General features: G+C 49.6%; 11 protein-coding genes. 1 reads left to right on the top strand and 10 read right to left on the bottom strand.

Translation table 11 applies throughout. The features are described from left to right. Positions 1–184: 184 nt before the first annotated feature. The 8 genes from sucD to sdhC all read right to left on the bottom strand — a co-directional run bounded on the left by sucD (position 185) and on the right by sdhC (position 9,732). Positions 185–1,057: a succinate--CoA ligase subunit alpha gene (gene sucD, locus HLG76_RS02840; protein WP_021022452.1), complete on the bottom strand. Its 873-nt coding sequence runs from the start codon at positions 1,055–1,057 to the stop codon at positions 185–187. Between the two features lie 2 nt (positions 1,058–1,059). After that, complete coding sequence (gene sucC, locus HLG76_RS02835; protein ID WP_077460170.1) at positions 1,060–2,226, bottom strand: ADP-forming succinate--CoA ligase subunit beta; 1,167 nt, start codon at positions 2,224–2,226, stop codon at positions 1,060–1,062. A gap of 112 nt (positions 2,227–2,338) precedes the next feature. Continuing rightward, the gene (gene odhB / locus HLG76_RS02830) at positions 2,339–3,550 is read right to left on the bottom strand and encodes a 2-oxoglutarate dehydrogenase complex dihydrolipoyllysine-residue succinyltransferase (RefSeq protein ID WP_021022454.1); all 1,212 of its coding nucleotides are present in this window, start codon (positions 3,548–3,550) and stop codon (positions 2,339–2,341) included. A gap of 28 nt (positions 3,551–3,578) precedes the next feature. Next, the gene (gene sucA, locus HLG76_RS02825; protein WP_077668843.1) at positions 3,579–6,389 is read right to left on the bottom strand and encodes a 2-oxoglutarate dehydrogenase E1 component; all 2,811 of its coding nucleotides are present in this window, start codon (positions 6,387–6,389) and stop codon (positions 3,579–3,581) included. 115 nt (positions 6,390–6,504) lie between these two features. Next, positions 6,505–7,215, bottom strand: coding sequence for a succinate dehydrogenase iron-sulfur subunit (locus HLG76_RS02820; RefSeq protein ID WP_077460168.1), 711 nt, complete (start codon positions 7,213–7,215; stop codon positions 6,505–6,507). Positions 7,216–7,228: 13 nt separating this feature from the next. Then, a complete protein-coding gene (gene sdhA / locus HLG76_RS02815; RefSeq protein ID WP_175993023.1) occupies positions 7,229–8,995 on the bottom strand; it encodes a succinate dehydrogenase flavoprotein subunit in 1,767 nt (588 codons plus the stop codon). Beyond that, complete coding sequence (sdhD, locus tag HLG76_RS02810) at positions 8,996–9,346, bottom strand: succinate dehydrogenase, hydrophobic membrane anchor protein (RefSeq protein ID WP_021022458.1); 351 nt, start codon at positions 9,344–9,346, stop codon at positions 8,996–8,998. Then, positions 9,340–9,732: a succinate dehydrogenase cytochrome b556 subunit gene (gene sdhC / locus HLG76_RS02805; protein WP_021022459.1), complete on the bottom strand. Its 393-nt coding sequence runs from the start codon at positions 9,730–9,732 to the stop codon at positions 9,340–9,342. Before sdhC ends, sdhD begins: the two co-directional genes overlap by 7 nt. A gap of 420 nt (positions 9,733–10,152) precedes the next feature. Between sdhC and HLG76_RS02800 the strand changes: the two genes are divergently transcribed. Beyond that, positions 10,153–11,442, top strand: coding sequence for a citrate synthase (locus HLG76_RS02800; RefSeq protein WP_077575870.1), 1,290 nt, complete (start codon positions 10,153–10,155; stop codon positions 11,440–11,442). A 53-nt stretch (positions 11,443–11,495) separates the two neighbouring features. Here HLG76_RS02800 and HLG76_RS02795 read toward each other — a convergent pair whose 3' ends face one another. Further along, positions 11,496–12,254: a Nif3-like dinuclear metal center hexameric protein gene (locus HLG76_RS02795; protein WP_175993022.1), complete on the bottom strand. Its 759-nt coding sequence runs from the start codon at positions 12,252–12,254 to the stop codon at positions 11,496–11,498. Positions 12,255–12,388: 134 nt separating this feature from the next. Further along, positions 12,389–12,586 (bottom strand): DUF2517 family protein, encoded by a 198-nt coding sequence (locus HLG76_RS02790; RefSeq protein WP_021022462.1) that lies wholly within the window; start codon positions 12,584–12,586, stop codon positions 12,389–12,391. Between the last annotated feature and the right edge of the window lie 38 nt (positions 12,587–12,624).

Raw genomic sequence — 12,624 nt, 5'->3', positions numbered from 1 at the left:
AATGCGATCATAGCCTGAATACGATCATAGCTTGAAGACGATCATAGTCTGAACGAGTCTAAACGTTAAACACGTTTATGCTGTGAAAACGCGCAGGCCTTTACTAACGCCTTAACGTTTTCCCTGTAACGACAAAAGCCGCTCACATGAGCGGCTTTGGGCTTTACGTGACTGGAAAATTACATTACCAGTTGGTTTTTTCACGTAGTGCTTTGCCAATATCGGCCAAGCTTTTCACTGTTGTCACGCCTGCCGCTTCCAAGGCCGCAAATTTATCGTCTGCGGTACCTTTACCACCAGAAATGATTGCACCCGCATGGCCCATACGTTTGCCTGGAGGCGCAGTCACACCAGCAATATAAGCCACAACCGGCTTGGTAACATTCGCTTTAATGTACGCGGCGGCTTCTTCTTCGGCGGTACCACCGATTTCACCAATCATTACAATTGCTTCGGTGGCTGGATCCTTTTCGAACATCGCGAGGATGTCGATAAAGTTGGAGCCTGGAATCGGATCACCACCAATTCCAACGCACGTTGATTGGCCAAAGCCTTCATCGGTTGTTTGTTTTACCGCTTCATAAGTCAAGGTGCCTGAGCGTGAAACAATGCCTACCTTACCCGACTGATGGATATGTCCTGGCATAATGCCAATCTTAGACTCATCGGGGGTAATCACACCGGGGCAGTTAGGGCCGATCATTCGCACCCCTGCTTGATCCAGTTTCACTTTCACTTCCAGCATATCCAGCGTTGGAATACCTTCGGTAATACAGACGATCAGCTCAATCCCGGCGTCAATCGCTTCTAAAATGGCATCTTTACAAAAAGGCGCTGGCACATAAATGACCGAGGCAGTGGCGCCGGTCGCTTCAACCGCGTCTGCCACGGTATTAAAGACCGGAAGGCCGAGGTGAGTCGTGCCGCCTTTGCCCGGTGATACGCCACCGACCATTTGAGTTCCATATTCAATCGCCTGCTCGGAATGGAAGGTTCCTTGACCGCCCGTAAATCCTTGGCAGATAACTTTGGTTTCTTTATTGATCAGCACTGACATTGTTATTTACCCTCCGCGGCAGCAACGACTTTCTGTGCGGCTTCGGTTAGCGATGTTGCCGCAATGATGTTCAAACCACTATCGGCCAGTTTTTTGGCGCCTAAGTCTGCGTTATTCCCCTCAAGACGAACCACAACAGGCACTTTAACGCCGACTTCTTCAACCGCACCAATAATGCCATCTGCAATCAGATCACAGCGCACAATGCCGCCAAAGATGTTCACCAATACCGCCTTTACGTTGCTATCAGACAGAATGATTTTAAAGGCTTCTGTCACACGCTCTTTTGTCGCACCGCCTCCCACATCGAGGAAGTTGGCAGGGCTACCACCGTGCAAGTTAACAATGTCCATGGTCCCCATTGCCAAGCCAGCACCATTCACCATACAACCAATGTTGCCGTCTAGCGCAACATAGTTCAGCTCCCACTGTGCCGCATGCGCTTCGCGCTCATCGTCTTGACTCGGGTCGTGCATCGCACGCACCTTCGGCTGACGATATACCGCATTACTGTCAATCGCTAGCTTTGCATCCAAGCAATGCAAATCGCCCTGTTCAGTAATCACCAGCGGGTTTACCTCGACCAAGGCAACATCTTTATCCAAGAACAGTTGACCAATCCCGACAAAGATCTTAGTGAACTGCTTGATTTGCTCACCTTCTAAGCCAAGTTTAAATGCCAGTTGGCGACCCTGGTAAGGTTGTGGGCCAACCAAAGGATCAATCGATGCTTTGTGAATCAGCTCTGGCGTTTCTTCGGCCACTTTTTCTATTTCAACACCGCCTTCGGTGGATGCCATGAAAACAACGCGACGCGAGCCACGGTCGACCACGGCGCCCAGGTAAAGCTCTTTAGCGATATCGGTGCAAGACTCAACCAAAATTTTGCTGACTGGTTGGCCATTCTCGTCCGTTTGAAATGTCACTAGGTTTTTACCCAGCCATTTCTGTGCAAATTCGCGGATTTCTTCTTTTGAGTTCGCGAGTTTTACCCCGCCCGCTTTTCCGCGGCCACCGGCGTGAACTTGGCATTTCACAACCCATTTGTTGCCGCCAATTTTATCGGCTGCTTCAGCAGCTTCTTGTGGTGTATCGCAGGCATAGCCCTCTGAAACTGGTAGACCATATTCAGCGAACAGCTGCTTTGACTGATATTCGTGCAGATTCATGATGTTCTATCCGTGTTAGTGTCCATTATTGTATCTTTATGCTTTCCAAAGAAGGGGACCTCCGTCCCCTTCAAAACGGTTTATTTCCCTCAAAAAGAGGTCGATAACACCATTAAACGTCTAGGAGCAGACGTGTTGGGTCTTCAAGGAGCTCTTTGATGGTGACCAAGAAACCAACCGACTCACGACCGTCAATAAGGCGGTGATCATAGGAAAGCGCAAGGTACATCATCGGCAAGATTTCAACCTTGCCATCTACCGCCATTGGGCGATCTTGAATTTTATGCATGCCAAGGATGGCAGCTTGAGGTGGGTTAATGATCGGCGTTGACATTAATGAGCCGAACACACCGCCATTGGTCAGGGTAAAGTTACCTCCGGTGAGTTCATCAACGGTCAACTTGCCGTCACGCCCCTTTATGGCTAAGTCACGAATACCTTTTTCGATATCGGCAAAACCTAGTTTGTCGCAGTCGCGCAGTACAGGTGTTACCAAGCCACGCGGAGTAGAAACCGCCATGCTGACGTCAAAATAGTTGTGATACACAATCTCATCACCATCTATTGACGCATTCACTTCTGGATAACGTTTAAGGGCTTCAACGACCGCTTTGACGTAAAAAGACATGAAACCAAGGCGAATATCATGACGCTTTTCAAACGAATCACGGTACTGCTTACGCAGTTCCATAATTGGCTTCATATTCACTTCGTTAAATGTAGTTAGCATCGCGGTGCTGTTTTTTGCTTCGAGCAGACGTTCTGCCACGCGCTTACGCAAACGCGTCATCGGCACACGCTTCTCGCCTCGCTCTGCCACTGGCGGCACATCTTGGGTCGCCGCTTTCTGCTCACTACTTTGCGCGGGCTGCTTCTTCAGGTGCGCTTCCACATCTTCTCGGGTAATGCGTCCGCCTACACCCGTGCCTTTCACCGCATCCGAAGAAAGATCATGTTCAGCCAATAAGCGACGGACGGCAGGGCTCAGTGAGTCATTGCTCTCTTCTTCTAGTGACGCAGTGTGGCGCTTATCCGGTGATGCCTCTGATTCAGCGGGCACATCTTTGGTTGGTTCACCCGCGACTGCCCCTTCTTTCAGCTTGGCGATCGCTTGTTTACCCAGCACGGTTGACCCTTCATCTTCAATGATGGATTCCAGTACCCCATCTGCAGGAGCGGGAACTTCTAGCACGACCTTATCTGTTTCAATATCAACCAGTACTTCGTCACGGGTTACCGAGTCACCTGGCTGTTTATGCCATGTGGCAATCGTTGCGTCAGCCACAGATTCGGGTAAATCGGGAACCAGAATTTCGATTGTCATATCGTATTTATCCTTAATGTTCTAGTTCTTACTTTAGGGTCAGAGCGTCTTGTACTAACGCTTTTTGTTGTTTCTGGTGTACAGACATATAACCTACCGCTGGCGATGCCGAGGCGGCACGCCCAGCGTAGCTGAGTGTGGCACCATCCGGTAAAGCTGCACGGAAGTTGTGCTGGCTGCTGTACCAAGCCCCTTGGTTTTGTGGCTCTTCTTGACACCATACAAAGTCTTTTGCATTGCCGTAAGGCGCAATCACTTCTTTCACCGCCTCAAGCGGGAACGGATAAAGTTGCTCGATACGAACAATGGCTACGTCATCGATTTCTTGCTCGCGGCGTGCTTTCAGCAAATCGTAATAGACCTTACCGGCACACATAACTACCCGTTTCACCTTGCTTGGATCCAGATCATCCATTTCACCGATAGCGGGTTGGAAATCGCCCTCTGTCAGATCGTCTAGGCTGGATACACAAAGCGGATGACGTAGCAAGGATTTAGGTGACATAACCACCAATGGTCGACGCATCGGGCGAACAACTTGACGGCGTAGCATATGATAAACCTGAGCGGGGCTCGAGGGCACCACGACCTGCATATTTTGCTCGGCACATAATTGCAAATACCGCTCTAAGCGCGCGGAAGAGTGCTCAGGGCCCTGCCCTTCATAACCGTGAGGGAGCAACATGGTTAAACCACACATCCGGCGCCACTTCTGCTCGCCAGAGCTGATGAACTGGTCAATCACAACTTGCGCGCCATTACCAAAATCGCCAAATTGCGCTTCCCATACCGTTAAGCCACCCGGCTCTGCGGTCGCATAGCCATACTCAAATGCCACGACGGCCGCTTCAGACAACACAGAGTCATAAATTTCGAACGGCCCTTGCTTATTATGGATATTGGCAAGGGGGACATAGGTACTGCCATCGCCTTGGTTATGTAACACCGCGTGACGATGGAAGAAAGTACCACGACCAGTATCTTGGCCCGTAATACGAACACGCTTGCCGTCGTCCACCAGCGTGGCATAGGCCAATGTCTCGGCCATACCCCAGTCAACAGGTTTTTCACCATCAATCATCGCTTTACGATCTTTGTAAAGCTTACCGACTCGGCTGTGTAGCGTATGGCTATCTGGCAATTGACAGATACGGTTACCAAGCTCTTTCAGCCGTTTGGCATCGAACTTGTTCGCCCACTCAACCGTCCAGTCGTGGCCGAGATAAGGGGTCCAGTCGACCGAGTGCAACACCATTGGGCGCCACTCTTTCACTACGCATTCACCGCTATCCAACAGATCACGGTATTCGTTGATCAATTCGGTCGCTTTTTCTAGGTTAGCAATGCCTTGTTGATCAAGCACATCCGCATAGAGTTTGCGCGGCGTCGGATGTTTTTTGATCTTTTGGTACATCATCGGCTGCGTGGCATTCGGTTCATCCGCTTCGTTATGGCCATGACGGCGATAACAGACCAAATCAATGACCACATCGCGTTGAAACTCATTACGAAAATCAAGCGCTAAACGCGACACAAATGCTACCGCTTCGGGATCGTCGGCATTGACGTGGAAAATCGGCGCCTGAACCATTTTCGCGATATCGGTGCAGTACTGGGTTGAGCGAGAATCTGCCGGATTTGAGGTTGTAAAACCAATCTGATTGTTCACCACAATCCGCACCGTGCCGCCCACTTGGAAGCCCCGCGCTTGAGACATATTAAAGGTCTCTTGCACCACGCCTTGTCCCGCAATCGACGCATCGCCATGAATGGTGATCGGCAGTACGCTTGAGCCTGTGCTGTCTTCGAGTCGGTCTTGACGCGCACGCACGGAGCCCATGACCACTGGATTAACAATTTCAAGGTGTGACGGGTTGAACGCTAAAGCAAGATGAACGTCACCACCCGGGGTCGCAAAGTCAGATGAGAACCCCTGATGATATTTCACATCACCGGTTCCCCAGCTTTCATCTTGTTTCCCTGCGAACTCATCAAATAACTCTGACGGCTTTTTGCCTAGCACATTGACTAAAACATTGAGTCGACCACGGTGAGCCATCCCAACAACCACTTCACGCCCACCGTTACTTCCCGCATGGCGAATAAGCTCTTTGAGCATAGGAATGAGCGAGTCGCCCCCTTCAAGCGAGAAACGTTTTGCCCCAGGGAATTTAGCCCCCAAATACCGTTCAAGGCCTTCTGCTGCCGTTAGCTCTTCCAAAAAGGTGAGCTTCTCTTCCTCGCTAAATTGTGGCTGTCCCACAACTGATTCGAGGCGGCTTTGAATCCAACGCTTTTCTTCGGTATCTGTAATGTGCATGTACTCAGCACCAATTGACCCGCAATAGGTCTTTTGCAGTGCGTCATACAACTCACCTAATTGCATATTGTCTTTGCCAATTGCAAATGAGCCGACATTAAAGGTCTCGTTAAAATCCTGCTCGTTAAGAGAATGGAAGTCAGGTGACAAATCGGGGACAGGTTTACGTTTCCATAATCCGAGGGGGTCTAAACTGGCCTGTTGATGGCCACGGAAACGGAACGCATTGATCAGTTGAAGAACTTTGACTTGTTTCGCGTCTACATCTGGATCATTGACTGAAGCACTTGCACGCGATGTATCGGTAGCTAAGCGTCGAAAGTAATCGCGAACTCGAGAGTGGGGTTGTTCTACCGCGGTATCACTCACCACTGGTAGCTGGTCAAAGACCGCTCTCCATTCTTGATCAACTAACTCCGGGTCACTGAGGTACATTTCGTAGAGATCTTCTACGTACGTTGCATTGGCGCCAGCCAAATGAGAAGACTCTAACCAAGCCTTCATCACGCCATTTTGCATTGTTATCCCTTAACCACTAGTTATTTATCCAAACACCGGTTCTAAGCCGGGTTACCTGTTATTAAGCCCCGTCCTAGAACGGGGCATTTTTTATCTACGTTATTGGTTCAGCGTTTTAAACGCCGCGCTGAATCAGCATTGACTTAATGTGCCCAATTGCCTTGGTTGGATTAAGCCCTTTTGGACATACACTGACACAGTTCATTATTCCGTGGCAACGGAAGACACTAAAAGCGTCGTCTAGATCAGATAACCGTTCTTCAGTTGCCGTATCACGGCTATCTGCTAGCCAGCGATAGGCAGCAAGAAGGCCTGCAGGGCCGACGAACTTGTCAGGGTTCCACCAAAACGATGGGCACGCCGTACTACAGCAAGCGCACATGATGCACTCATACAAACCATCAAGCTCTGCTCTATCTTCCGGCGCTTGAAGGTTCTCACGCGACGGTGGTGTCTCATCGTTGATCAAATAAGGTTTGACGCGCTCGTAGTTCTCATAGAACTGGCCCATATCGATAATGAGATCACGCACTACGGGCAAACCAGGCAACGGACGAATAACAATCTCCGACTTATCCATTAGCGAGGATAAAGGCGTGATGCATGCCAGCCCATTTTTACCGTTCATATTGACACCGTCAGAGCCACACACTCCCTCTCGACACGAGCGACGGAATGACAGGGTTGGATCCTGCTCTTTGAGTTGAAACAGCGCATCCAAAAGCATCATATCTGACCCTTCAGGGACGTCGAGTGTGTAATCCTTCATGTATGGCGCATCGTCCACATCTGGATTATAGCGATAGACTGAAAAATTAACGTTCATCGTTTCGACCCCCTTAATAAGTACGTGCTTTCGGTGGGAAAGCGTCACGATGCACAGGCGCCATATTGACGTCGCGCTTGGACATGGTTTCCGTTTCTGGGTTATAGATGGAGTGACACAACCAATTCTCGTCATCACGCTCTTGGTAGTCGAAGCGCGCATGAGCACCACGGCTTTCCGTCCGATAATACGCGGAGACCGCCGTTGAATAGGCAGTTTCCATCAGGTTTTCCAGCTCCAAACACTCGACGCGCTGGGTGTTAAACTCTGTTGATGTATCATCAAGGCGTGCTGTTTTGAGTCGCTCACGGATAGCATCCAACTCTTTCAGCCCTTTTTCCATCGCTTCACCTTCTCGGAACACCGAAAAGTTTTCTTGCATACACGCTTGAAGGTCTTTGCGAATTTCTACTGGGTCTTCACCCTGCTGAGTACTATTCCAGCGATTGACGCGAGCCAGAGAGGCTTCAATGTCTGATTCACTGGCGTCTCTTGCTTCCACCTGCGCTGCCAAGGTTTGCCCTAGGTGTAACCCTGTTGCTCGGCCGAAGACAACCAAGTCTAAGAGCGAGTTGCCCCCTAAGCGGTTGGCGCCATGTACAGAGACACTGGCGATTTCACCGCAGGCAAAAAGCCCTTGAACTTCGATATCATTGCCCAGTGGATCTTGTTTAATGGCTTGGCCGGATACTTGCGTTGGAATGCCTCCCATCATGTAGTGACACGTTGGGATAACAGGAATAGGCTCTTTGATCGGGTCGACATGTGCAAAAGTGCGCGACAAATCCAAGATACCCGGCAAGCGCGATTCCAGTACATCTTTGCCGAGATGGTCGAGCTTCAGCTTAATGTGTGGGCCCCATGGCCCCTCACAGCCGCGTCCTTCACGGATCTCGATCATCATTGATCGGGCAACCACGTCACGACCCGCAAGGTCTTTTGCATTAGGCGCATAACGCTCCATGAAGCGTTCACCATCTTTATTAAGTAGATAGCCACCCTCACCACGACAGCCTTCTGTCACCAAGACACCGGCACCCGCAATGCCTGTGGGGTGGAATTGCCACATTTCCATGTCCTGCATCGGTACGCCAGCACGGAGCGCCATACCGACACCATCCCCGGTATTGATGTGCGCGTTGGTGGTTGACTGATAAATACGGCCTGCGCCCCCAGTCGCCAACACGGTTGCTTTCGATTTGAAGTAACAAATCTCACCCGTTTCCATGCACATCGCCGTTGCACCGACAATCACTCCATCTTGGTTTTTGACCAGATCAAGGGCATACCACTCTGAAAAAATCGTCGTTTTGTTTTTGATGTTTTGTTGGTAAAGCGTATGCAATAAGGCATGGCCAGTTCGGTCTGCTGCCGCGGCGGTACGTGCCGCTTGCTCGCCCCCAAATTCTTTTGATTGACCGCCAAAGGGTCGCTGATAGATCGAACCATCTTCAAAGCGAGAAAAGGGTAATCCCATTTTCTCTAGCTCAATGACTGACTGCGGGCCTGTTTTACACATGTATTCGATAGCGTCTTGATCACCAATATAATCGGAGCCTTTGACGGTATCGTACATATGCCATTGCCAATTATCCTTGTGCGAGTTACCCAGTGCCACTGTAATCCCGCCCTGTGCTGACACAGTATGAGAGCGAGTTGGGAACACTTTAGATAACAGCGCACACGTTAGGCCCTGCTCGGATATTTGCAGTGCCGCGCGCATACCGGCGCCACCTGCTCCAATAACGATTGCATCAAATTCGCGAACTGGAATACTCACTTACACACCCCACAATACAAAGAAACCGGCAAACACATAGATGAGAAGCGTGGCGACAACAGCAAGCTGTAATACACCGCGCAGCAAGGCTGGCTTGATATAATCAGTCAACACCTGCCACATCCCAATCCAGCCGTGGATCAGCACAGAGACCAGGGCCAACATGGTAAAGACCTTCGTGCTGGTCTGGCCGAAAAACGCTGTCCATGAGGCATACGTAATCTCAGGGCCAAAGACGGCAAAACCGACCATATAAAGTGTGTAAAGTGTGATGAGAATCGCAGTAGCTCGGACCAGCACATAATCGTGCACACCGTTGCGACCCACCGATGAAATATTTTTTGTTACCATACTAAAACCCCCGCCAACACAGCTAGCACGCCTGCAATTACAAACGAGACTTGGGCACTTTTTGCCCCCGACTCCAGCTCTTCAAAGTAACCCAGGTCTTGGATTAAATGACGAATCCCGCCAACGATGTGATAAGCCAGCGCCGTCAAAATGCCCCAAAGTACGAGCTTGACGAAGAAGGTATCGAGTATCGCAGCAGCAGATTGAAATCCATCAGGAGAAGAGAGAGACAGGCTAAGCAGCCACAGTAGGATGGCGATCGAAACAAAGGTGATCACACCTGATATCCGATGCAAAATAGACGCAATCGCTGTAATGGGGAAGCGAATCGTCTTAAGGTCGAGGTTTACGGGTCTTGACTTTCTTTCTTTCACGATATTGCCCACTCAGCTCTATTGAGCATTTATAGTTATTACACTCTCTGAACCTCAGTACTCAAAGCGTAAGACCTGCAACATCTGCGTAACGCGCTTCATGTACCTTATTGCTTATAACTGCAATTTTCGGTGAATGGATCACGTCAGTTAGGAAAGGTGTTTGAGCCCCTAAACGCTCTAGGATACTGATTTGCCCAGAGACCTCGAAAAAGTATACGTGGCGTAACAGACAATTACAAACGCACAAAATTGACCGGAATCTCACAACAGATATTTAACCCCCATTGCACATAAGTTATTAACTAACGCACATAAGTTATTAACTGACGCACACATCGATAGGTTAAAAATTGACATAATAGAGGTCGATCGGTAAAACGGTCGGGTCCGTATCCTGGATGGGATTATAAAATAACAAAGGAGATTGTTATGGCAGAGAAGAAAGCTACCCTACATATCGAAGGGAAAGCACCAATCGAACTGCCGATTATCGGAGGCACTGTCGGCCCGGATGTGATCGATGTGCGCAAGCTAGTCAATGAAGGTTACTTCACGTTTGATCCAGGGTTTGTTGCGACAGGATCTTGCGATTCGCAAATCACCTACATCGACGGCGAAGCGGGTGTTTTACTACACCGTGGTTTTCCGATAGATCAACTTGCCAATAACGCTGATTACTTAGAAGTCTGTTACATCCTGCTCTACGGCGAAGTCCCTACAAAAAAACAATACGATGGTTTTCGTTCTATGATCGTGCGCCACACCATGGTTCACGAACAAATCGCGAGTTTCTTCCATGGTTTCCGTCGTGATGCTCACCCTATGGCCGTTATGGTCGGGGTTGTAGGGGCGCTTGCCGCGTTCTACCACGATTCTCTCGACATCAACAATGATAAACACCGTGAAATTACGGCGTTTCGTTTGCTGTCGAAGATGCCTACCCTGGCGGCTATGTGTTACAAGTATTCGATTGGCCAGCCATTTATTTATCCACGTAACGATCTGGACTACGCAGAGAACTTCCTTCATATGATGTTTGCCACACCATGTGAAGAATATGAGGTGAATCCGGTAGTTGCGCGCGCGATGGATAAGATTTTCACCCTACACGCGGATCATGAGCAAAACGCCTCAACATCCACGGTACGCCTAGCGGGATCATCGGGAGCCAATCCGTTTGCTTGTATTGCTGCCGGTATCGCGTCCTTGTGGGGGCCGGCACATGGCGGGGCCAATGAAGCTTGCTTGCGCATGCTCGAGCAAATCGGCCATGTCGATAACATTCCTGAGTACATTGAACGCGCTAAGGATAAAGATGATCCTTTCCGCTTAATGGGCTTTGGTCACCGGGTTTATAAGAACTATGACCCACGTGCAACGGTCATGCGCGAAGCATGTCATGAAGTGCTTGAAGAGCTACAAATTCAAGACCCGTTATTGGATGTGGCGATGGAGTTAGAACGCATCGCACTCTCCGATCAATACTTCATCGACAAGAAATTGTATCCGAATGTCGATTTCTACTCGGGCATCATCCTCAAAGCCATCGGTATTCCCACATCGATGTTTACCGTTATCTTCGCGATGTCGCGGACGATCGGTTGGATTGCTCATTGGAACGAAATGCATACGGATCCACACAAGCGCATTGGTCGTCCACGCCAGCTTTACTCAGGCTATACCCAGCGTGAATTCACGCCAATGGATAAACGTGATTAACTGCGACACCTTGATGATAGAGCTAACGAAGCCGCCTCGATGGGCGGCTTTTTTTATGCGGGATTGTCGATATCGACAAAGTGCGTGGTAAGCCCATGATGGTCAGCTAACCACTCACCCAACGCTTTAACTCCATAACGCTCTGTTGCATGGTGCCCCGCGGCAACATAATGCACACCCTGCTCGCGCGCTGAAAACGTGGTTCGCTCAGAAATTTCACCCGATAAATACGCATCCATGCCTTGCTCGGCGGCTAAGTCGATAAAGTCTTGCGCCCCTCCCGTGCACAGGCCGACGGTCTCTATCCGTGCTGTCCTGCCACCGTCAACGACAAGTGGCGTTCGGTTAAGCACGGTCGCAACTTGTTGCTCGAATTGGCCAAGTGTCATCGGTGTTGATAATTTGCCATAGACAGGAATGGAGACTGGATTATTGGGCTCCAAGCCACCTATGAGCTCAATCCCCAATCGTTTGGCTAGCTGGGCGTTGTTGCCTAATGTGGGATGGATATCAAGCGGCAAATGGTAACCGTATAAGTTGATACCGTTTTCAATCAACATCTTAATCCGTTGATACTTCATGCCGCGTATTGATTGCGACTCACCACGCCAAAAGTAGCCATGATGAACCAAGATAGCATCGGCTTGATATTCAATTGCTTTATCAATTAAGTCTTGGCAGGCCGTCACGCCAGTAACAATGGTTTGTACATTATCGCGGCCTTGAACTTGTAATCCGTTTGGGCTGTAGTCTTTAACTTGTTCAGGTTTCAGTTCAGCGTTAAGCAGGGCTTCTAGCTGGAGATTATTCATAGCAATCACATTCACTTGCGAGACAATGGCAACAGTGTAACCTGACAAGCAAAGATAAAAAAAGCGGCTAGCATTGATGCTAACCGCCTTTTTCAACCACACGAAGTTGTGCGTTTAAATCAGACCTTCGCGGGTTACAGATAGCCCCCAGCTTTCTCGGACTCAGCCAGCCATACAGGTTTGGTGCTGTCTTTAAGCCATACTTGGTGCAAATGGCTATAAATACGAGAAGCCAGCGATGGCGCAATCAGCGTTGGCAGGCAAGTGATGCCCGCCACTACGACAACACAACGACGCAGAACAACACGGGTTTTATCGAACGGTTTATACATAGCTAACCTCACTCATCTGACCAGTTATGTGTGAAGTC

Source organism: Salinivibrio sp. EAGSL (genome assembly GCF_013366455.1).
In the GTDB taxonomy this organism is placed as follows: domain Bacteria; phylum Pseudomonadota; class Gammaproteobacteria; order Enterobacterales; family Vibrionaceae; genus Salinivibrio; species Salinivibrio costicola.
The sequence above is the reverse complement of the archived record's forward strand: the minus strand, read 5'-3'. Positions and strand labels throughout refer to the sequence as shown.